General features: G+C 50.2%; 10 protein-coding genes and 1 pseudogene. 1 reads left to right on the top strand and 10 read right to left on the bottom strand.

The genetic code is table 11. The features are described from left to right. Window positions 1-378 precede the first annotated feature (378 nt). From ACS5WU_RS03365 to ACS5WU_RS03320, 10 genes and pseudogenes are all read right to left on the bottom strand, one after another. A complete protein-coding gene (locus ACS5WU_RS03365; protein WP_002596255.1) occupies window positions 379-1,410 on the bottom strand; it encodes an AAA family ATPase in 1,032 nt (343 codons plus the stop codon). A gap of 155 nt (window positions 1,411-1,565) precedes the next feature. Beyond that, entirely contained in the window at window positions 1,566-2,039 is a 474-nt protein-coding gene (locus tag ACS5WU_RS03360) for an RNA polymerase sigma factor (RefSeq protein WP_002596254.1), read from the bottom strand. A 76-nt stretch (window positions 2,040-2,115) separates the two neighbouring features. After that, window positions 2,116-2,547 (bottom strand): RNA polymerase sigma factor, encoded by a 432-nt coding sequence (locus ACS5WU_RS03355; protein WP_002596253.1) that lies wholly within the window; start codon window positions 2,545-2,547, stop codon window positions 2,116-2,118. A 95-nt stretch (window positions 2,548-2,642) separates the two neighbouring features. Beyond that, window positions 2,643-3,152: a sigma-70 family RNA polymerase sigma factor gene (locus ACS5WU_RS03350; protein WP_002596252.1), complete on the bottom strand. Its 510-nt coding sequence runs from the start codon at window positions 3,150-3,152 to the stop codon at window positions 2,643-2,645. 490 nt (window positions 3,153-3,642) lie between these two features. Next, complete coding sequence (locus ACS5WU_RS03345; protein WP_008724758.1) at window positions 3,643-3,816, bottom strand: cysteine-rich KTR domain-containing protein; 174 nt, start codon at window positions 3,814-3,816, stop codon at window positions 3,643-3,645. A gap of 51 nt (window positions 3,817-3,867) precedes the next feature. After that, complete coding sequence (tet(O), locus tag ACS5WU_RS03340) at window positions 3,868-5,787, bottom strand: tetracycline resistance ribosomal protection protein Tet(O) (protein WP_002596250.1); 1,920 nt, start codon at window positions 5,785-5,787, stop codon at window positions 3,868-3,870. A gap of 366 nt (window positions 5,788-6,153) precedes the next feature. Then, window positions 6,154-6,528: a TnpV protein gene (locus tag ACS5WU_RS03335; RefSeq protein WP_001129922.1), complete on the bottom strand. Its 375-nt coding sequence runs from the start codon at window positions 6,526-6,528 to the stop codon at window positions 6,154-6,156. After that, window positions 6,509-6,589, bottom strand: a pseudogene (locus tag ACS5WU_RS03330) (helicase); the annotation flags it as partial. The gene ACS5WU_RS03335 and the pseudogene ACS5WU_RS03330, both read right to left, overlap by 20 nt. Then, window positions 6,580-19,302, bottom strand: a complete 12,723-nt coding sequence (locus ACS5WU_RS03325) for a DUF6273 domain-containing protein (protein ID WP_465088997.1) — start codon at window positions 19,300-19,302, stop codon at window positions 6,580-6,582. The pseudogene ACS5WU_RS03330 and the gene ACS5WU_RS03325, both read right to left, overlap by 10 nt. 2,644 nt (window positions 19,303-21,946) lie before the next feature. Beyond that, window positions 21,947-23,062, bottom strand: coding sequence for a tyrosine-type recombinase/integrase (locus tag ACS5WU_RS03320; protein WP_465088941.1), 1,116 nt, complete (start codon window positions 23,060-23,062; stop codon window positions 21,947-21,949). A gap of 698 nt (window positions 23,063-23,760) precedes the next feature. Between ACS5WU_RS03320 and ACS5WU_RS03315 the strand changes: the two genes are divergently transcribed. Then, window positions 23,761-24,525, top strand: a complete 765-nt coding sequence (locus ACS5WU_RS03315; RefSeq protein ID WP_302760095.1) for a LytTR family transcriptional regulator — start codon at window positions 23,761-23,763, stop codon at window positions 24,523-24,525. Window positions 24,526-24,531: the final 6 nt, after the last annotated feature.

Genomic DNA, 24,531 nt, shown 5'->3' with positions numbered 1-24,531 from the left:
GATGACGGTGTTTTTGGAATACCCCCTCGCAAGAGCCGTCACCGTCATGCTGCCATTCTTTTATCCGAAGCGTGGAGCGTAGGATAAGCAGGGCGTAAGACCTGCCATAAGGGAGTCCAGAGGGAACGTCTGGCACACGACTTTGCAGGGCAAAGTGTAGTGTGTTACACCCTGTAAACGCAGTCGGAAAAATCGGAAGGATTTTTCTGACCGCAGGGGTGGTTTTACACGCCGAAAAGGGCGGGTAAATCCTACGCCTGCACTTTGCGTTTACGGGGTGTTCTCCCGCAGGGATGACAGCGGCAGGGTATCCTAAAATCACTGTCACCGCCGTCACCGCTGTCACCCGCAGGGCAGAGTCGCCAGCTTTACACGGCTTTAAGCGTCAATGACAGTAACAGGGGGTATCCCAATATCGCTGTCACCACCGTCACCGCTGTCACCCGCCCGCTTTGCAAGCGAAATCTGCCTGCCGTGTTTTTTGCGGCTGTACTGATAAACGATATGGTTCTCATTTAAAAATGTGGTGCGGTATTCATTGAGCCATTTCGTAATCACCGTGGGTATGGTTTCCGTTTCCCTCATAGCGGCTAACAGCTCCGTTGCCGTGCCTGCCCATTCTTCCTTATCCCTCATAAAATCCACCAACCGAAAAAGGACGTCTGGTATCGTTTCTTTCGCAAGCTGCTCCTGCGTTTTTCTCTCCACAAGTTCCCAACTGCAATCACGGAAACGCAGCGTGTATTCCTGATAGGGCGTGTCCCTGCCCGTCACATACAGCTTGGCGGTGTCGGATGCCCGTTTCTCCTTTTCCAGAACAAAGGTAGCGTCCGCACTCCCCGTTAAGCCTGTCGTCCCAGACACCTTGTTGAACACATCGCTGTCATTCTGCTTTCGGATGTGGTGTACGACAATGACCGCCAATGAATGCCTGTCGGCAAAGTCTTTGATTAGTGAGATGTCCCCATAGTCGCTTGCGTAGGCATTGTCTTTTGAAGCTGTACGGACTTTCTGCAAAGTGTCAATGACAATAAGCCTGCTGTTTGGGTAATCTTTCAGATAATCTTCAAGCTGCACGATAAGACCGTCTGACAGCTTGCAGCTTGCCACGGCAAAGTGAAGCCGCCTGCTCGCTTCGTTCGTCAATCGGAACAGCCTGTCCTGTATACGGCAGAACGTGTCCTCAAGGCAGAGGTAAAGCACGTCGCCCTCCATTGTCGGCATATCCCACAAGGGAAGTCCCTGCGACACGCATAAACATAGCTTCAGCATGAGCCAGCTCTTTCCTATCTTCTGTGAGCCGCAGAACAGCGACAAGCCTGTGGGGATAAGGCTGTCCACCACAAAGGACGGCTTCTCAAGCGGTTCATAAAGGAGCGTTTCGGCGTTGACTGTCTGTAACTTCTGCATGGCTTTCCTCCTTTCGGGCGGTGTTTTTGTTTTCGTTGCACATAGGCGTTGACCTCCTTAAAAATAGATTTACTCCCACGAAGAAAAAGTGAGAGTATGTAATGCCGCCAATCCCACACAAATAAAAAACAGATTTCTTTTTCGGGCGGTGTCGGTCACGGTTGGAGATACTTCCTCATTTCCGCCTTTACTTTCTCCTTTGCAATCGCAACAGATTTCTGTATTGCCGAAGCGGTGCAATGCTCCATAGCGGCGATTTGGTAAAAATTGAACTCATACTCGTAGTAGAGCAGGAAACGCCGCCTTTGTATCTCTGGCAGTCCGTCAACCGCCTTACAGAGCAGTTCTGCCCGTTCTGCCTCAATCATTTGTTCCTCTATGCTCTTAGGCAGCTTCAACGCCCGCCTGTTCAGCGTTTCGTCCCATACTTCCGAAAACTCCCTGTGCCGCTCGTCCCATTGGAGGAGATTCCTGTTCCTGCGTTCCATCTGCCGAAACTCCATAAAGAACTGTTCCGACACTTCCAACTCGTGGGATTTGCCCTGCCCGTCCTTAAAGCTGATAAAATACCTTGTGCCGCTTTCCGTGGATTCCTCCCGAAGCGTGTACGCCTTAACTCTGTATGCCATCCCGCTTGCCTCCTGCAAAAAATAAGTGAGGGGATTTCCATCCCTCACCCAGTAGCCCGCAGGACGGCAGGCTGTTTTAGACGCTATAAAATTTTCGTAGCTTCTTCCGCAGATGGTCTAACCTCGCATAGATGGCACCAGTCGTCAAATGCACGAGCGGGGCAATCTCCTTTGTGGAATACCCCTGCATTTTCAGCAGGACGATTTTCAAGGTACGCCCGTCCACCGCGACTAATACTTGATAGAGATTTTCGCTCTCAATCTCGTCCAGTAACTCCGCAACCGTACCCACTTCCGTCTGCCGCTCCCTGTCTGCCATGTCCTCAAGGTATTCCGCAATGTCATTCGTCCATCGGTAAAACCGCCTGTTGGAATTGAAGTCTGCCCTGTCCGCAATGCGTATCTGCTCAATGGTCGCTTCATCAACGCCGCACTCACGCAGCAGCTTTTCCTCCGCTTCTTTCCAGATACGCCATTTCCTGTCCTCCCGTCCGTGGTTATATGCCATGCTTCTTTTCCTCCAATCAGAATTGATTGAGAGGGCAGAGAAAAACCCCCTCATTTTCCCAAAGGAAAAAACAAGGGGGCTGAACGCCTTAAATTTTAATTTTCTATTATCTTTCTTAGTTTTCTTAGGATTCTGGCTTTGCGTTTGTTCACAACGCTCTGGGTTATGCCGAACCTCGCCCCGACTTCACGCTCAGAAAGTCCGTCAAAAAAGATTGCCTGTATCAATTCCTGTTCACTATCCGACAGCAAAGGCAGGGCGGCTTTCAGCCTGTCCACCATAACCGCATTGACAACGGTTTCCGCAATGTCTGCCGCTTCATCAGCGATAAAGTCTAAAGGCTTCCCCTCGCTGTCCGTAAATCCATCCAGAGAAAGCAGGCTGTTCTTCGTATCTAATTTTTTCAGATAACGCCACCGTTCCTTATCTCGGTAGAAGTCCGTGTATTGCTCCCTCACGACTTCAAGCAGACAGCCTTGAATGGGGATAAACAGCTTGTCCATATAGGTCTGGTCGGATTCCCTGCGGCGGCAGAAATCCGTATAGGACAGTTCCACATATCTGCCGCTTTCCTTGATATATACCTTTCTCGGTGCGTATTTCACTGTAAGTACCTCCCATCTGAATTTTTGAAATGTTCAAAATCCAGATGGAGAGGTGGCGAACGACACCTAACACCACTAATAGCCCTATGGCACTTTCCAACAAAAATCGACAAAAGAAAAACCGCAAAGGCTCTATGACCTTTACGGTTATGGGAAATATTAATTCTGTTGTATGGAGATTGTACTTCTACATTCAAGGCAGGAAGTGCCGTTGCATAGGCAGAAATTTTTTTAACTGGTTTCCTGCCGTTCTCTGATATGCTATGTATTGATAAATTTTGCTTCGTATGAGCAGATAGATAACTGCCCGAAAAAAGGACATAAAAAAATCCCTCCAAATTTAAAAACAAATTCAGAGGGTAATTTAGGGTATAACAAAATAACCCACCCGAATATCGTTTTTTTTATTTGGTGAGTTTGTTCTTTCAAATACGAAACAAAAAGAGCCGATGATTCGTGAATTGTTCCACAATTTCATCGGCTCTGCGTCTTAAGCGTCTGGCTCTTTGATGACAGTTATCTTCAAGTTGTCAACTTTAATCAATCTTTCTTGTCTGCATTTTGGACAATAAAGGGGATAATTCTCCAAAACAGTGTCCTTCCTAATTTTATTACGGGTTTTGTTCCCACAAACAGGACACAATATCCATTCGCATTTCATCATAATTAGTCTCTAATCCTTTCAAATCTCATTTTATATGACTTTTGCAAGCTGTTAAGCTAACTTGTGGAACATATGCCGAACCTTATCTATACGGCTATTCGGGCGGCGGGGTTGGCAAATAAATTTACCAATAGCTGGCTGGTATCCTTTTAACTCTGTCAAGCAGACTCCCTGCCCATTTGTGAAATAAGTTAAATCGTTCCTGTATTCTTGAATACATCTAGCAGGGATTTCTCCTTTCAGAATGACCTCGTCATTCTTTATTTGAGTACTTACAATATCTGCACAATACCTTGGAGCATCATGATACGCCCGTGAGAGATATTCCTGCGGTGCATAAATTTCAAAGTGGAGATATGGCTCTAATAGTTCTGTCCCTGCTTTTTTTAAAGCCTGCTCCAATACGATAGGGGAAAGCAGCCGAAAGTCTGCGGGGGTACTTACAGGACTATAATACAATCCATATTCAAAACAGATTTTACAGTCTGTCACTTTCCATCCATACAGCCCCTGCTCGCAGCCATAAAGAACCCCCTCCATAACCGCATTTTGGAACGATTGATTTAAATATCCAAGTGAAACTCTGCTTTCATACTGCACTCCGCTTCCAATAGGGAGCGGCTCTATGGACAACCCGACAGAAGCCCAGAAAGGATTTGGCGGGACTTCTATGTGGATGGTATATTCTGCTTTTCTAAGCGGTCTTTCCATATATATAACAGTAGGCTCTTTTATTTCTGCCTCCACATGATATTTTTCCTCAAGGATGGCACAAATGACTTCCATCTGCACTTTCCCCAAAAAAGAAAGTATAATCTCATGCGTTGTAGTATCCACATAATATTTTAAAAGAGGGTCGCCATCTGAAATTTCTGTAAGTGCCCCAAGCAATATTTCCCGCTGTTCAGATTTCTTTACTGCAATCGTTGTTTGGAGCATAGGGAGAGGATTTTCAATAAATTTTCTCTGCGGCAACAGTATTCCGTTCCCCAAAATACTGTTTAGCTGCAAAACATCATTTGGTAAAATTACAATATCACCAGAGCAGGCTGTATCGGATGAATATAATTCACCGTTTGTCGGAACACACATCTCTGTGATTTTTATTTTCTCTTTTTCAGATATTCTAATAACATCCCTCAAATGCAATGTTCCGCTATATATACGCACATAAACAAAACGCCGCCTTTTCTCTGAATATTCAATCTTAAAAACCTGCCCGCATAGTTCAGATTGACCTTCAGGCGTTGATGAATAAAATTTACTGGCAATCACTTCTATAAGCTGCCGAATCCCCAGATTGTTTTTAGCGCTTCCGTGATAAACGGGAAATAACGTTCCGTTTTGGAATCTCCTGTTTTCTTCCTGTTCCAGTTCTGACATTTTAAACGGTTTCCCTGACATATATTTCTCTAATAGTTCATCGTTTCCCATAATTACCGCATCCCACTGTTCCATATCGTCATTGTCCGTTACATTTATATGGGGATGCTGCCCAACCTTTTGCTTCACTATAATTTCCGAAGAAAGCTTTGCTTTCATTTCTCGATATACCATTGGCAAATCAATCCCCTCTTGGTCAATTTTATTGATGAAAAAAATTGTCGGAATCTTCATTGTCTGTAGTGCATGAAACAGTATACGGGTCTGTGCCTGTATGCCATCCTTTGCAGAAACTAATAATACTGCTCCGTCTAATACGGATAAAGAACGGTATACTTCCGCCAAAAAATCCATATGGCCTGGCGTATCTATAATGTTGACTTTTACATCCTCCCACTGAAAAGATGTCACTGCTGTCTGGATAGTGATTCCCCTTTGACGCTCCAAATTCATTGTATCTGTCCTTGTTGTGCCTTCATCTACGCTCCCTAGTTCTGCAATTGCACCACTGGTATACAATAAACTTTCCGTTAATGTTGTCTTTCCTGCGTCAACGTGAGCCAGAATGCCTAAGTTAATTATTTTCATGTGATTTTCCTCCTATCAACACCCAAAAAAGGGCATAAAAATACCCAGTGATAAATACTCCTATCACTGGGTAAATAACTCCAATAGCCCCAAAACACTTATATGTTTTCGGGCATATAAAATTACATGATAAAAGTATTCTTAAACTGGGTACAAAAAACTAAGCCCCATATTAAAAGTGAAACGAGACTGCTACTTTTTGTTCCCACTATCAAATTGACAGTTTATTTAAGAATACCTTGCCGCATATTTATTAACTCCTTGTATAATACTGAATCTAATTATATTCCTTAACCCTTTATTTGTCAAGCTGACAAACTAAAGCAGAAAAAGCGGCAGGATTTCCCCCTGCCACTAATCATCTGTTTATGCAAAAATAATTTCCTTTTCCACAATCTCCCTCGCACAAGCCCTTATGTTATTGAGGCATCCTGTCCATTCTAAGGCGTTTTCTGCCTTTAGCTGTTCCGTTATGCCCTGTGCCTGTTTCATACCCTCTATGAGCCTTTCAAAGCGTTCCTGTGCCTGTCTGTTGATGTCGGCAAGGTAGGCGTTTAGCCTGCCGCTTGTAAGAAGATTGGTGTATGTAACTTTACGGTACTGTTTTAGATAATCTAAATGCCGTTGCCCCCAGATGCCTATTGCCTGTTCTTCTTCGGCGGGTACAGTTAAGCACGGTATCAAATAATCCCCTTGCCTTTCGTATTTGCCGCCCAGTTCCTCAAATAATGATTTTGCCATTGTCTGTTACCTCCACATTCTTTTTTATTTTGAATGTCCGCAAAATCCGTCCTACATCTGTGAAACAGCGCTCAGGTTTCCCGCCGCGTCCTTTACCCACACATAATATGTGGTAAGGCCCTCGGGCGGATTGACCGTAATATCGCATGCCGCGCCGCCCGCAGTATAGCCGCCTGCCTTCTGCGCCTTTGTGATATCGTTTTGTGTGCCGTACCATACCTCGGCGACGCCGCTCTTGGCTTCGTCCGCGCCCGGCTGTGCGTCGGCAATACCCGTCAGCTTGAGTGTGTATGATTCGTTGTTGTTGAAACTCCCTCCGCCTGTCAGCGGATCATGCGTCACGCTGCCAATTACCGGCGCGGTAAAATCTATGGTTCCGACCGTGCCGACCAATTCTTCCGCACGATTGCCAACATTGTCGATTGTAATCAGATAATACGTACCGTTTTTCGCGATATCCGCTGAATATTTTCCGTCCTTGGGCGTAACCGGGATGCTGCCCGCGTCCGCAGCGTTCGCGTCCTTATTTGTGGACAGGAACGCTTCCTTCACACCGCTGCCGCCCTCGCCGTGGTCGTAATATGGATCGGTGTAATCCGGATCCGTATACCATTTTCCGTTCACATCCTGCTTGGGATCGCCGCTGTGGATCCACGCCGACGTATCCGTAATATTCGCGCTGACCAACTTTGACGGACTCCACGAATCTGCCGTCGGTTCAAGCACGACATCTGCCACATCCGGGGCGACTGCGTCAATTTTCGTCAGTTCGTCAAACAGGAAGAAAGTCCTGTTCCACGACTGGTTTTGGTCGTCCATGCCGTAGAAGAAATTCGGATCGCCGGGCGCACGTTTATCCGGATCAACCTTTGTAAAGCCCAAAACGGTATTCGACGACAAATCCCAAGGGACAAAGCCCACTCCGCTCAAATCAGGATCGGGCCAAAAATCGAACGTCATGCTCCACCGACCGTCCGCTTCCTTCACCGGGAAGCCATACATACTCACATAACTCCCGTCAGACTGCATGTAACTGCCGGCATAGACGTTATCCTCGTCCACCCCTGCCTGTGCCGCGCCTGTTGTATAATTGGCCACATCGTCGATCTTCGCAGATACCTTGATACTGCTCGACCAGCCGTCTGCCGTCAAATTTTCTTTTTCATATTTCACGTCCGAAACCGTCGGGTTGGAACGGTCTACAAGGTAGCCCTGCGTGCTGGCGTAACCCCAGTTACCCGCCTGGTCCTGTGCCCGCGCATAGACGATGAATTTGCCTTCCTTTTGTTGGGTTTCATCAAACATCGGGCAATCCATGATGCCGCGTCCGTCACCCCAGACGCTGCCATTCCACTTACTGTCGGGCAGTGCGGCAAGCTCCTCCTTTGTGAGCGGCTTATCGCTGAAATATACCCCAAACTTCGGGACGCCTTCCGTTATGATGCCGCTTCCGTCATCGCTTAACTCCGCCCAAACGGTGACTGCCCCGGCATTTTCCGAGAATACTGTATCATATTTGATGTCCGCGGGCTCTGTGAACCCTGTAAAGCGGTACTTTACGTAAGTTTCGTCTACCGCGCCGCCAGCCTTGACCAGATGTTCTCCGGTTGGCTGCACGCCGGTGGTAGAAAGAACCATGTTGACTTCGGGTGGCGTCGTATCCTGCTGTATGCTCAGTGTTTTCTCGTCGCTTAAATTGCCCGCTCCATCTACCGCGCGGACGTAATAGGTCGTCGTCCCGTCGGTCTGCGGCAGCGTGATCGTCGCCGTTTCGCCCGAAAGCGTCATGGTTTTGGCCGTTGCCTGACCGGCCGATGCAATGGTTTTTGTATCGACCAGCACCTTTGCAACACCGCTGACGCTCGTTGTAACCGAGGTATCGTCTTTTACATTTGGCACCGTAATCGTAACGTTTGCTGCCGTGCTCCAATCTTCATCCCCGGCGCCTGGGTTTCCTGTCGTCGGCTTTTTCGTATCCTTATAGATGACAGTACTCTTGGCTTCGCTGGAATTCCCCTCGTCCTTTGCCCATACGTAATAGGTTGTAACGCCATCAGCCGGGCTGACCGTAATATCGCACGCCGTGCTGCCCGGCGTATAACCGTTTACTTTCTGTGCTTTGGTGATATCGTTTTGTGTACCGTACCATACCTCTTCCACACGCACATTGTCCGCAAGGCCCGTCGCTTTGAGGGTATAGCTGGAAGCGTTGCTGTAGCCGGCCGCAGTTGAAGCGGGCACATGCGTCAAGCCTCCCACCGTCGGTTTTTCAAAATCAACATCTGCCTGCGTGTAACGCGGGTAAGCATATTTGGAATCACCGTCTTCGTATTCGTTCCAGATGAACAAACGATAGGTGTCTGCGGATGTAAAGTCGTTCGGCATATGGAATTTCGCCGTCCCTGCGGCGGCATTCAGCGCTGCCACGCGTCCGATATACTTTTTCTGTGTCGTTTCATCCACGAGCATAACGCCCATATAGTTGTTCGCGGAGGATGACGCGCCGCTGTACGTCACCGTAAAGTTCGTTCCCGCCTGTTCCACCTTACTCACAGTCAGCTCTGTATTAGAGTTGCTGCGCTCAAATACGCGAAGCGTCGCGCCGCCCACGTCAGGCGTCAGTGAAAACGCTCCGGGAGAGCTGCCGCCCGCCGCAGCGAGAGCCGTGTTTGTCGCCGCCGTTCCGCCGTTGTTTGCCGATGCGACAAACATCACCCTTTGCGGATCGAAATTTAAGGCCGGGCGCACGCTGCGGTCACTTAAAGACGTAGCTTCTTCTTGTCCAACGGCACCGCCAGAACTGAGAACTATGCTCTTTTCGGCAGCGCTCGTCCCCGGGCTGCGCGTCCATTGCGACGTATAGTTTACATAGTTAAAACCATCGCCCGTTACGGTTTGCTTATTGATGAAAACCGTGGTTCCAAGCGCCATCCTGCTGGTGCCCTCGTTCGAAAAGAGGTTGGTGTCAGTATAATTTCCGGCTGACAGCAGGAACATTTTATCTCCGACCGTATAGGCGCTGCCTGCATTTCCATAGCGTCCGCCCCAACCGCTTGCATGTCCTGCTTCCATTGCAACCGAAGTCGCTTGAATCAGCGATTTTTCCGTATCTTTGAACGCCGCCTCATAGTAAGGCGCCTTTATGCCCGTATAGGCCGTTGCCAATTTGGCGCGGCTGTCAACGCTGTCTGTGACCATGCCGTCCATACCGTTGAGCCACGCGCGCAGATCGCTCGACGTATGGTTTGTATTGTTGTACCAATATTGGTTATACGCCGAGGTTTTATCAAACCATGCGGCATTCTGCGCATATTCCGTAAGCAGGGTTACCTGTCCCGTATAAGGATTTTTTTCATTTGAAGAAAGCGCGCGCCACAAGACAGGCGTTTGCGTGCTGTTGTTCGCCTGCCAGTAATTTCCAAACCAAACCATCGCGCGGTTTGTGTCGCCGCCCGTTTTCTGGCCCATCCAATACATCGGATCCGTCTTGTCCGCGAAGGGCGCGTTTGACCTGTAAATAGTCGTGCTCTTTACGCTGCTCACATTATCTGCCGCGTCTTTTGCCCATATGTAATAGGTTACCCAACCCTTCTGCACGCTGACGGGAATATCGCACGCCGCGCCGCCCGGCGTATAGCCGTCGAACTTTTGTGCCGCCGAGATGTCGTTTTGCGTCCCGTACCAGATTTCCGTCGCCTGGATGTCATCCGTAACGCCTGTTAATTTAAGGGTATACGCATCCGTCGTCCCCTGCGAGCTGATCGACGTAAGCGGATCGTGTGTCAGAGCACCTATCACCGGAGCCGTTCCGTCGATCTTGTTGATATTTACTTTCTGAATGCTGCGGTATCCCGCCGCGTCGTAAGCGATAATATATATGTCCTTGCCCACTGCGTCAAGCGGATCGCTGAACACCGTTGCCGGAGCGTAATCATAGCTTACCGGTTCTTCTCCCGCCACTACGGTGTATTCGTCATTGCCTGTTTCCGCCGCATTGTCCTCGCTCCAGAACACACGGGAAACACCCGCCGTCGCATCCGCCACCGTCGCGGAGATTGTCTTTTCCTGCGCCCAGCCGTCCGTGCTCTGCTTCGCCGCACTGATCGTCGGCGCAGCGTTGTCAAACACCATGCCATCGCTGTTGACATACGAAACATTTCCTGCGTTGTCTTCCGCGCGTGCGTAAATCACACGGCGCACATTTGGCGTTGCCGTCAGCCGGATGTCCGTAAGGGCAGTATAGTCCGTCCATACCCAGCCCGCCGAAGCCGTAATGAATTCGTCGTACGTTTCCTCGACCGCACCCGCAGCCGCGCCTACCGTACGGATGTAATATTTTGTGTTTTTCAGGCCGCTCACAGTTCCCACGTCCACCGGCTGCGTATCGAACGATTCGATGGAGAATGTGGTATCGTCCTGATAATACAAACCAAATGTAACAATGTTGAGGAATGTCTGCCATGCGTTTTTGCCTTCCTTCACCATCACCGTCGGCCCGAGCGTATCTTTATAAACCGTGGTTGTTTTTACTTCGCTTACGTTGCCCGCGCCGTCCTTGGCCCACAGGTAATAGGCAATCATTCCATCGCTTGGATTGACCGGGATATCGCACGCCGCCGTTCCCGCCGTATAGCCTGCCACCCTGGTTGCCTTGGCGATGTTGTTTTCCGTGCCCAGCCACAGCTCCGCGACCGCGTTGTCGTCCAAAAGGCCCGTCGCTTTCAGCGTATAATCCGCGCCCTTGCCCCATGCCGAAGACGAGGTCGCGGGCGTATGTGTAAAGCCGCCGATCGTTGGCGCGCCCATATCGATCTTCTCGAGACGTACGGCGCTTGCGCTTACCGTTCGGTTGCCCGCCGTATCGTAGGCAATGATCCAATAATCACCCGACTTCGTCACGTCTGCCGAAGAATAGGTGTCCGATAGAAGCTGTTTTGTCATGCGGATCGCACCTTCAGGCAGCGAACCGTCCGAAGGAAGCTGTGCGCTTTTTTCCGTGGTAAGGAATACATCGCCCATTCCGCTGCCGCCGGTATCCGTTATGGTCGCTAAAACGCGGCGCGCCTTGGCATAATCTCCCGTGACCGCGCCCACCGCTTCCTGCTTGATATTGGAAATTACAGGGTAATCCGCGTCGATCGTAATATGGAACGGTTCGCGTTCGCGCGCCTCTAGTGCATTGCCCTCGCTGCCCAACCCGCGTACGTTGAGGTAATATGTTTTATCCGTCGTCACGCCGGCAAAAGTATGCTTCGCGGTAGACATCCCGTTTTGCCCCTGACTTACGGTTTCCGGCGTGGTCCCGCTATCGGCGTTTGGATCCTCCGAGAAATAGACCTCCGTCATCGTGCTATCCTTCGGGTTCACGATCGAGGCCGTCATCGTCACTGTCCGTGAGGCGTTAACCCAACCCTCCGGTTGTACGTCAATGGATGAAATAATAAAGCTGTCTTTCTGGATTTTGTCGATCACTACCTGCGTGCCGCGCACTGTCACGTTTCCGTTGTTATCCTCCGCGTAAACATACCATGTGCCGTTCTCGCCAAACACCTCATGACCGCCATAATCGCCCACGATCGGTGTTTTGTATTTACCGCTTACCGCGTCAATCGTCATTTCGTTCGCCGCGATAAAGGTCGAATTCATAAAGTCCGCGCTGTACCACACGCGTTTTATGCCGCTCATATTGTCCGTTACATCGGCAACAATCCCTTTATAAAAGGCGTAGCCCTCCGGATTTTGCACCGCCGTTACCTGCGGCGGATCGGTATCGTTGTTTTCTACCACATAGCGTGCGTCCGTCACCGTACGGTTGCCTGCCGCATCGTACGCAATAATATAATACGAAACAAAATCGCTTTCTATGATGTCGCCTGTCTGCCATCTGTTTGTATCGCCGTCACGCGTCATCGTGTAGGCATAGAGCCCCTTGTCACGGTCGACAACCGGTTGTTCCGCCGTCCAGTCCGTGGAAATAAATGCGCGGTCAACGCCGCTGCCTACATCCGTGATATCCGTATATAGCACAATCGATCCTGACGCTCCGCCCAATTTCAGCATAGGCGGAACCTTGATTTCCGGCGGGTATGGATCGATATCCGTGATCTGGAAGCTTTCCGAAACCGCGCGGTTTCCTACCTGATCGTAGGCGATCACGACATACGTGCCTTCCTTGCGCACCGCGCCCGTCGTCCACGTTTCCGTTCCATAGGCGCGCGTCATATTGTATTCGTCGCCTGCCGCCTCCGTGGAGTCCGGGTTTTCGGAAATAAAGGCGCGCGCCACGCCGCTGCCCGTTTCGCTGTCCATAATGTCCACTGTCGCGGTCTTAAACGCCGTTACGCCCTTCTCGTTTTGCGCGGGTATACCAAAGACAGGCGCGTCGCGGTCGATCTTCGTAACACCCACGTCGCCGTAGCCGATCGTTCCTTTTTTGTCGATCGCGAATACCGTATAGTTGTTGTTCGCCGTCATGGTGGGTGAAATCCAGTAACCATCTGCATCTTTCGTGAGGCGGATGCTGCCCGGATCGTCCGGTTTGCTCAGGTTCGAGTTGGTATTCAGATGCACAGATACAATGGTATTGCCCGCGTCAACAGACGTATCCGCCGTGACTGTCGCGCGCACATATTTCTCGCGCGCCCAGCCGTCGGGCAGCGCCTCTGACGTAATCGTCGGCTGCCCTGTACCCCATTCGTCCGTTACTATAAATTCGTCGGATACGCTGCGGTTGCCCGCGTTATCGTAGGCAATCACGAAATAATATTCGCCGTCCGCCGTCACGTCGATGCCCGCGCCCGTCTCGTATTCGCTCTTGCCGGTTCCGAGGCTCGTTAAGATATACTTGCTTTCCGCCGCCGCTGTCGCCGCTTTATCCTTGGAGATAAAGGCGCGTGAAATGCCGCTGCCATTGTCGGCGATCTGCGCCACCGCCGTGATGAGCTCGGAGCGTGATTGCCGATAGTTCCATATCTCCGGGCCTTCCGTATCGATTTGTGACAAACCGACCTCGCCGGAAACCGAACGATTGCCAAGCGCATCCTCCGCAATGACGTAATAGGTGCCTTCAATATTGATATCGCCGGATTTGTATACGCCTGCCGCCGTATCAAGCGTCATAACGTATGCGTCGCCCGCAGGCACCACTGCCTCCGGGTACGCCGAAAAAAACACTTTCATAACGCCGCTGCCGCTGCCGTCCGAAACCGCTGCCTCCACGTGTTTTTGAGTCGACCAATCGTCCGGCTTCGCCGTCTCGCCTGAAATGACCGGCCCGGCGTTATCCAGCTTGTCTACAACGACCTCCACGCCCTCTTTGTTGCGGTAACCGTTCTCGTTTTCCGCATATACATAATATGTCCCCGCCACAAGAATATCCTGCGAGGTATATTCGTTTGCCGGCGGCGGATTCCCCACGTCGTCGGGGATGGTATTGAGCAGCATCGGCTCCCCCGACACCGCGCCCTGTGCCTGTGTGGAATAAAACACCTTTGCGACCGTCGAAGCGTCATCCGTCACCTGTGCTAAAATCGTCTTGTTCTTTGCCCAGCTTTGCGGATTTTGACGCGCATTGAACACGACGGGCGACGGGAAATCCTGTACTTCCACATTAACCCACGCGCCATCCTGTGTGCGGTTGCCCGCATTGTCTACCGCATAAATATAATATTCGCCCGACGCAGTGATACCTGTGGCCTCGTACATGCCACTACCCGTATGCGTCATGGGCGTGCCCGTATCGCCGCCCTCCGCGGTGCTGGGGGCAGTCGACCAATAAACTTCTTTGATGCCGCTGCCCGCATCTGTCACCGTCGCGTGGAATACTGCGGAGCCATACGTGCTCTTTGCCATATCCTGTTCCGCGTTTGTGATGGCGGGGGCGACGGTATCGATCTGGTCTACCACTATCGCCACGCCGCTCGGCGTGCGGTTGCCCGCCTTATCCACAGCGTAAATATAATAGGTGCCCGGCGAGGTGATGGCAAAATATGCCGCGTAGCGGCCATTGCCCATATCTTTCATAAAGATGCCAGACGTTGCACCCGTAGCCTGCTGGGAATAATATACATTTTGTACGCCGCTGCCAAGGTCGGTTACTGCCGCGCTGATGTTCTTTTCCTGCGCCCAGCCCGTTGGCTCGGTAAGTGGATCGGTGATTTGCGGGGGCACAATATCGCCTAATGTAACCGGAACGCCTGCCGCGGTTCGATTTCCTACCTTATCTACGGAATAGATATAGTAGGTTCCCACCGCGCCGATACCCGTACCCTTGGAGGTATAGACATTGCCCGATTTTACGCTCATCGCCGTGCCGCTCGTCGCACCCGTGGCCTGCGTAGACCAGTAAACCTGTTGGATACCGCTGCCGCTATCGACCACGTTCGCTGTGATCACCAGTTCCGCGCCCGTTTCCGTTTCGTCCTGCTTGGCGTCTGTGATAGACGGAGCGCTCATATCGATCTTGTCAACGATCACCTTTACACCGTTTGCAGTACGGTTACCGCTGGTGTCTACAGCGTAAACATAGTATGTCCCGGCAGACATGTTAGCCGCTTCGTAAGTATCGCCCACCGTATTGGTCATCGCAGTGCCCGAAAGCGCACCCGTCGCGTCGGTAGAATAATATACCTCGCGAACCGCGACATCGTCTGTCACTGTCGCAGTAATTTTTTTGTTGGCCGCAGACCATTCAATAGGAGTCTGCTGCGCGTTTGTAATCGAGGGGGCTGTTGTATCTTCATCGCCACCGCCACCGCCGCCGCTGCCCGTGTATCCGCTTGTCTGCTTATATGTTTCGCTTTCGATCCATGTGAATACTTTATATCCTGTCAAATCTGCCGGGACTTCGCTTGGCAGGGTAACTTCAACGCTTCCGGACGCGGCACTTGCCTTCATAACGCGTGCCATATATTTTTTGCGGTCAGATGTATTCACAATCAGCATTGCGATGTAATTGTCGCCACCGTTTGCCATATTGCTGTAGGATATACGGACCTTACCGTTATTAAGATTGGTTGCAGTAATATCTGCGCTGGGCGCGTTTGCGCCGCCGCGCTCAAATACACGGGCAGACTCATTGTCCACGCCATAAGAACTGGAATACGAAGTAGATATGTTATATGTCATTGCGGTATTCAGCGTTGTTGTTACGGCGGGTGCTCCCCCTGTTGAAGATGCAGGAACAAGCATTGTCTTATTTGCAGACAAGTTTACTGCGGGCCTTACGCAATAGCTCGATCCGACGTATCCATCACCGTAGTTGCCTGTAGAAAGCTGAATACAGTATGCTCCTCCGTTCGTTCTTAACACATAGTCATATCTATAAGTTGGATCGTAGGAGAGGGTAGGTGGTAGTATTTGCGCTGTCTCAGCGTACGTTGTGCTTGCCGCTTTTCTACTATCATTATCCATATTTGGTAGATCGGTAGGGCTTATTAAAAAGACTTTATCCAGCACATCGTCCGATATATCACTCAATGGCGTAGTCAAAATAAGGTTTCTGTCGGCTGTCGTAAATGCCGCCTCGTAAAAAGGGAGTTTCTGTCCTGTATAGGTAGGCGCATATTCAGTTGCAACTACATGCCCCAACATACCCGAGGGTCCATTCAGCCACTCTCTCATAGGAGTTTCACGATAGCCGCCATGCCCAAGCCGTGTATTATTTATAGCGTATTTTGAAAACAAGAAAATGCTGTTTCCATAAGCCCCGCTTCCGTCACTGGCTGTGTTCAACCAGAGAATCGGTGTTTTTTCAGTGCTGTTTTTCTGCCAATAGTTTCCAAACCATATCTGTGTGTTTCCCATCCAATAGACGGGGTCATCTTCCGTTATCGGCTCGGTTATTCCATTAACTATGACGGGCATTCCGTTCGGAGTACAGTTTCCCGCTTCATCAATCGCGTAGATATAATACGTTCCATTATATTCGATCTTTGGTGAAACATATCTTTGATTGGATAATAACAAAGCAGTGCCGCCAGTTGCCCCTGTCGCTGTCTTACTGTAAAAAACCTCTTTAATGCTATTACTATTATCTGATACTTCTGCAGAAATAGTTTTAGGGAGTGGTGTTTCTCCTTCCAGATTTTGTTTGGCATCACTAATCACAGGCGGTATGGTATCAATCTTATCTACCGTAACGGTTTCTACGTTTCTGTTGCTCAGCTTGTCATAGGCAATAACGTAATAGGTTCCATTTGTTGTAAGACTTCCTGACCGATAAATATTTCCTGATGCTTCCATTGCCGTTCCTGTTGTCGCGTTCTGATCGGTTGACCAAAATACGCGATCTACGCCACTAACAGCATCTGTCACGGTTGCAACAAGGCTCTTTTTTTGTGCCCAGCCCACAGGGTTTTGAGCTGCCTCTATATGCGGTGCTTCACTGTCGACTTGTGAGACGATGACCGGCGCTTCGCTGCGTCCGCCGTAAAGGTCGTATGCCACAATGTAATAGGTGCCGTTTGAAAGGATAGCACCCGAACGGTATACTCCACTTCCTTCATTTGTCAAAAGATAAGCGGAAGAAAGCGGTTCTGTCGCCCCGGACGCCGCCGCATAAAAAATTTTGCTGTCATCAAGGCCAAAGCCGCTTTGGTCTGTGATCGTCGCGGAAAATGTTTTGGATGTCGCATAATCCGAAGTGTTTTGTACCGCATTATTAATAATCGGCGGCGGCAGCGGCGTTTTGATCGTTTCTGCCGTTACGCTACGGTTGCCGACGTTGTCATAAGCGATGACGTAATAATATCCGGGAAGGGTAAATACATCAGACTGCCATGTATTGCCCGATGTATTGCTTAACGCAATCCCCTGCGTCGCGTTTTGGTCTGTTGAAATGAAAACACGGTTTACGCCGCTTCCGCCGATATCCGTCACGAGGGCGCTTGCCTTAAAATCATCTAGACCGCTTATTGTTTGACCGCTGATCGCCGGGCCGGTGCGGTCTATTTTATCCGCCGTCACGCTGATTTCAGCGCGCTTGTTATCATTGGAATACGCTACCACATAATACGTCCCGTTCGCGGTGACACCGCCGGTAGAGGTGTATACTCCGCCCGACAGGTTCATGGGCGTACCGGAAGACGCACCGCTCGTTGTGCTGAAAAACACGCGGTTGATCCCGCTATCGCTCCGGCTTGTAACATTAGCCGCAACAGATTTTTCCTGTGCCCAGGCGTTGGGGATCACCGCCGCGTTAGCAATTATGGGAGACGTTTGCTTTAGGGTAAACGCAGACGAAACCGTGCGGTTTCCAGCGTTGTCATAGGCGATAATATAGTAAACGCCATTGCCGATAAAGTCACTGATCGACCAGTTGTCTCCGCTGGTTTTTCGCATCCCATTTCCGCTTGCAGCGGAACTGTTTTGTGACAAAAATGCCCTGTTAACCTCGCTGCCGCTATCGGTAATCACAGCGGATACGCCAAATCGATTTCCATCTGCATTGGGCGTCACATTGATTGCCGATACCGAGGGGACAATATTATCAAGCTGCGAAATGGTCACTGCCTTTTCAACACGCGCACCGTCACCGGAATACGCTACAAGATAGATGGTACGGCTAGTGTTAGAGCCGCTTGGGTACATCTGCGGTGTTTTATAGGTATTGTTTCCCTGATCTGTAAGTTGATTCCCCGTTGCCTGTCCTGAACGATCCGACCAAAACACACGGTTGATTCCCGTGCCGTTGTTGTCCTGTACGCGAAACGTTACATTTTTGTTTGTCGCCCATCCGCCCGGATTAACGCTCACATTAGTGATTTCCGGCGCAAGCCCCGTAAGCGTTCCCGGCGTATTGACATTGGGTACGCTGGTACGCCGATTGTTCTCGCTCTCGTTCCATGTATAAAGCTCCCAGTTTGCGCTCACCATGCTTCCCGCCGGAATGTTTATCCACACGCTGCCCGATGCGCTATTGATGTTTGCTGCGCGTGCCACCCATTTTTCGTGCGTATCTATATTAACAAGCATGACGCCGAGGTAATTTCCGCTGCCGTAAGAAGCGTTATCATAGGTAATTTGAAGTCGATTATCTTTTTTCCCTACATTTGTCACGTTCAGCGTTTCGCCACCCTTGGCGAACACGCGGAACGTCTGCGAATCTCCTCCGTAGGCTAGCTGCCACTGGCTGTTTTTGTCTACCGCGTCGCCCTTTGCCTTGGTAAGGGTACCATTGACGCGCGGCGCACCGCCCGTGTTGCTTGCAGCGACAAGCGAGACCTTACTCGTATCGAGATTCATTGCGGGGCGTGCGCCTACGTTATAATTATCAAAAATAGCGACCGGTGCGCCAATCTGCCCGTTGAAGGACGACAGGTTGATATAGTCGTCTCCCGCAGGCGTACGCACCGACCACATATCGTGTACGCCCGTATACATCATGCTTCCCTCTCCGCTTGCCTTTGGCGTGGCCTTCGCCGTACGAGAGGTAGTGTCGTTCGGGAAATAACGGGTGTTTTGTATCTCACCCAGCGTCAGCAAAAAGAGCTTATCCGTCACGTTTCCGCCGTACGACTCATTAAACTGTGCTCCTCCGTTTTCCGCAGAAAGGTAGGTATCCCTGATCCATGAGCGTTCGGTGGAACTAAACGAATTCAAGTATCCCGATGAGGAATAATTGAGTGTGGCGCCACCCCAATTAGCGGAACCATTTGTCAAAAACGCGCGCATATTGGAACTGCGGTTCCATGTGGTACTGTAATAATGCGGCGTACGACCGTCGTTTGCGCTGTCATAGCCGACCGCTTTCATCATGTATTCGGTGAGGAGCATAATGCGGCTGTCGTCGCTGTACAGTACGCGGTTCAAAACCGGCTCGCCGTTTGCGTCGCCCCACTGGTCGTAGCTGCCAAACCACACCATCGCGCGGTTGGCTTCATTGGTTCTGCTGCCGCTCCAGCCATCCATATAATAGTTCGGGTTCCCCGTTACCGCGCGCACAGAATACAGCGCCGCGTTCACGCTAAGCGTCGCAGGCTGCGAATAGAGCGTAGTCGCATTGTCCGTGTCCGCCACAGTATCCGTGCTGAATAATGAAAACAGAGCCGGAGAGCTTTGTATATCCTGTTTTTCCACCCGGCAGCGGTACTGATTGCCGTTTTGGGATTCGTCGTTTTGCGTTGTAAAAGTATACTGGGAAGCTGTCGCGCCGGGGATATCGCTCCACGTTGTGCCTTTATCCCGGCTCACCTGCCACTGGTAGGAAAGCTTTGGCTGGTCGTTTGCGACGGCGTTGAATTCCACATTCTGCCCGGGCATAACCTCCTGATCACACGGCTGCACGAGCACCTCGAGATCGGTTTTCAGATACAGGTTTTTGATGCGCCCATACGGAAGCGCGCCCGTTTGTTCCGGCGTAAAGCTGCTATGCAGAAGCGCATCGTTTTCAAGCTGCGTGCCGTCCTCCGCCGTTTCACCCGTATGCCACGGCTCTACCACGCCAAACAGCCCGTAATATATCTGATTCTTTTCTATCTTGGTATTATTTGCGAGGTCAATAACGTACTCTTTCCCGTCAAACGTTCCGCTGAACGGGTTTTCCTCCGTGCCGGCGGGCGTGTAGTCTCCCTCTTCCGCAACGATATCCGCTGAAAGCACATAATCCGCGTCCATTGTGTACGCGGTATTGTATTCTGTATTCCCTATGTTTTTAAGCTGCTCCCATGTGGATATCTCGTTGACCGCGCCCGGCGTATCCGGTTCCTGTAAAGGCACGGTCTCGCTTAAGATCGTTGGAAATACATCGTCGATTGGTTCCAGCTTTTCTATCTTCTCGATCTGTGTGGGAAACACCGGATCGACGGGCTCCAGCTTTTGTTCCTCGTCGATCATCTGCGAGATGATCACCGGGGTTTGGAACCGTATTTCCGTTTTGACTGCATCCGCCCATGTTTTCTCATAGACCGCCGTTACCTTCGTTGCACCAACCGTTTCACCCGCAGTCACGGTCACGTCTTTGTCTGTCTGTGAGGACAGGGACGCCATTGCTTCCTCCGTCTCCCAGCCTTTGAAGGTAAGGCCAAACGATTCCCCCGCCTTCGTATTCGCGGAAAGCACCCCGCTCTGCCCTGCCATCAGCGCAAGGTATTTGGGCGACGTCTCTGTTTTGGAAACGCCATCCGAAGCATTGACCGCGCTGTCTACGCCAAAAGCGCCATCCTGCCCATAAGCGGACGACCAGATGTTGTTTGCGAATTTATCTGCGGGAACGCTGTTGCTGCCGATAAATGAACCAAGCTGCTTGTTGGGTTCTGTTACGGGTGCTTCTTTTGCCGAGTCTTCCTCCGCCGTTTGCGTCTGCTGTTCCATTATGGTCGCGAACACTGCCGTGTTTTCGATTTTCTGCTCCGGGGCTTCGGAAGCCTCCGCAGCGCCCGCAAGGCCGCCCGCAATGAACAAAGGGATTTGATCTTCCTTCGTATCCTCCGCGAAAACCGGCTGCTCAACGCTGCCCGTGATAAACAGGCCGCTTACCTGTGCGTTGCCGCCAAACGTCCCTGCCAATATGCCCGCCGTATTACCCGTAACGGTAACGTCAAGCAGGGCAAGGTCTTTTACCGTGCCGTCGAATAATGCAAAAAAGCCGCTGCGCGGCTCGAACACGTCTTCATTTTTGATTTCTATGTTGGAGATTTTATGATTGCCGCCGTCGAGCGTTCCTGTAAACGGCGCGTCAACAGAGCCGATGGGCGCAAGGATTGCGCTCGTGCCATCCGGCTGTTTTCCATCTATATCGTTTGTGAGGATATATGTCCCGTCTAACGGGAATGACGAATCGGCGCCGATTTTTTTCAGGTCGTCAACCGAAGCAATCGAAATGTCTGTGGATTCCGGCTGCGCTGGTGTTTGCGTGGTTTGTGCAGGCGCATCTATTTGCGTAGGCGGCGCCTGTGTATCGGGCTCAATAACAGGGGCGTGGCTGGATGACGGTTCTCCCGTCGCCGACGCCGTTTTGTTTTGTGTTTCATTTTCTGGAATCGCTACAGGCAGCTCCCCTCCTGCCGTTGCGAACGCACTCGTCCCCATCGACAAAATTGTAAGTACCGCCAATAAAATAGATATTGCCTTATATAGTTTGTTTCTACGCATGTCTTAACCCCACCATTAAAAACTTGAACAATTTGTAACTTTAATGCCCATGACCGCCTGTTTATGGTATCCTGTTGATACTGACAGCAGCGGGACGCAATTTTGTCTGCATATCATCACACGCCTCGAAATGTGATATGATGATATGTTCATTTTGCTGTTCCGATTGCCGGCTTACGTATAAACACATTTAAGCCGCCGTTCCCCTTCAACGGTTTCGTTAGAAGGGAATATCGTAAAACTATCCGTTTTATGCCATATCCCGTTTTTTCTTCTGTTATTCGGTTTTCAAGGTGCACTCCTGACGATTTATGACGGCTTATTCCCGTCAGCAGGCGATCGTTTCCAGCCGCCTGATCGACTGTATCTTGTTTTCACGTGTGCAGTGCGCATAGTATTTCACCGTAATCTGCGGCGTACTGTGCCCCAGCAGCTCGCTCAGCGTCTCTATCCCAACCCGCTGTTCCAGGCAGCGTGTCGCAAACGTATGCCGCAGTGTGTGGAAATGCGCGCCGCGTATCTTCAGCTTTTTCATTGCCCGTGCAAACCGCGCCTGCATGGTGCGCGGATCGATATATCCGCCGGTTCTGCACTGGAATACAAAATCCGATGGCGCTGCGTTATCCTGCGACATTTTTGCCCGCAGCTTCCACATCAGGAATGCCGGCGCCGGCATCTCCCTCTGTGAATTATCCGTTTTGGGCCTGTCCAGTATGATTGCCGTTTTTTGCGTGCCCTTTTCACAGGAAACCCGCTTGAGCGTATGGTTTACATAGATCATGTTTTCTTCGAAATCGATATCCTCCCACCTCAGGGCGCAGACCTCCCCCAAACGCAGCCCGCTGTACAGGCTTACGAGGTATTCCAGCTCCCCGGTCTTTTCGATGTGCCGCTCCAGCCGCGCCTGCTCGGAGCATGCCAGCACGCGCGGCTTCCTGATCCTGTTCTGCGGCCTCCTGATCTTCCCAAATGGAATCTCCTGTATCAGCTTTCGTTCCTTCGCCGATACCAGAATCGATTTTAAAAGCCGGAACACGTTATGCACCATACTGGGCGCAAGCTCCTTTTTGACCGTATTCACAAAATCCTGCAATACCTCCTCTGTGATTTCGCAAAGCTGCATCCCTCCAAGCCGCGCGATGATATGCCTTTCCGCCTGGCTTTTATATATCCTGTACGATGAGATATCCACATAAGGGCGCGTCAGCACTTCCAGCCAGTAATCCACCCATGCCTCCAGCGTTCCGTTTTGATAGACCTGCACCGAATACGGATTTTTTGCCGCTTTTGCTTTCAATATGGTCAGGTTCCGCTTTACTTCGATATATTGCCTTCCATACACATAGCCAAACTTGGGTTTCCCGTCTTCCCTGCGGCCCTTAATGTACCTCCCTTCCCATCTTCCGTCCTTCCTGTGGTAGATATTTTCTCCCTTTTTTGCCATTGCAACTATCCTCTCGTTTTCTAAGATTATTTGCTGACGGCTCAGTTGACGGCTTATGAAGTAACACGTGAAATTTGCCTGTATTCTGCACTGAATCGATATGCTTTCCTCTTGAAAATGGCTTTGGAATCCTATATCAGTGTTGACAAGTCAGGATTTATTTGCTATTCTCGAAGAAAAGATATATAGTTTTAGTGCTCTTGACCGCCTTGTCGTAAAACGGATAGTTTTACGAGCCATACATCCCGAAAGCCGGGATTTTTTTATTTCGCAATATAATCGTGATTGTGTTTTTGACATCAGGAAAGACAGCTTAGAAAAACAACTGTGTTTCTATGCCTTGTTTGTTGTGCTGTATTTTAAATTAACGCGTCAATGGAATTTTGTAATTGCCTGATTTGAATCTTTCGTATATATTATTTCCTTTGTTATTTTGCTGTAAAACCATACCTGCCAAGTCTTATTATATGCTTTGCCAAGCCATTTACAAGCGATTTTTCCCATTAACGCCTAAGAGCGTCTGAATCGCTCGCTTTTCCATAGAGTTCAATTTATGATACGATTATTTTTAATCCATAAGTATCCGCAGACGTGGTAAAATATATACTTAATTTATTTGGCAGGAGAAGGCGGGAATCGAAACGAAAAATCAAACGGAAAATTGGTGGGATAACGCCGCAGAATGGACGCAGCAGATTATGGAAAGTCATTATACACGTAATCTGGATACTGTTATGGAGTGGATGGCCGATGATGTGATGTGGATCGGCCCGGTGCACGGTCAGTATGCTTATGGTAAGGACGCTATAAGGCGTATTTTGAAAGCAGAACAAAATGTTGTTTGCGATATCGCCGACTCTTTTTATGAAGTTATATATGGCGACGAGAATACCTGTGTGACTGCCGGAAGGCTGAATCCCCGCACTGCAGAGGATTCCAGGCTGCTTTTGAGTGTGATCCAGCGCGTGACCTTTGTTTTTGCGCTGCGAAAAGGGCGGCCAATGGTCGTCCATATACATGTTTCCAACGACTGGGATGGCGTGGAGGCAGATGAAACCTTCCCCTACCGCGCAGGACGTGAAACTTTTCTCTATTTACAAAGCAAAATCGCCCAGGACGGCGATATAAAAAAACTGGCGGTCAGGGACGCACTCCATCATTGGCATTGCATTGCGGAGAGCGAAATCTTATATATCTCCGCCGACCATATGCAGTCTGTCATCCATACCTTACACAGCAGCATCACGGTTCCATACAAGATGTCCGAGTATACGGAAAAGCTTTCCGGACACTTTATCCGTATTCACCGCTCGTATATCGTGAACCCTGATTATGTGATTGGGATCAAGCGCTTTTCCGTTCATCTGTATAATGGCGCCAAGCTCCCCATCCCACAGAAAAAATACACCCGTATCAAGCATCAGCTTTTATCCAGGGCAAGCGGGTTATCCTACCTTTTTTAGTTTGCC

Source organism: Christensenella sp. KGMB01412 (genome assembly GCF_055522415.1).
The sequence above is the reverse complement of the archived record's forward strand: the minus strand, read 5'-3'. Positions and strand labels throughout refer to the sequence as shown.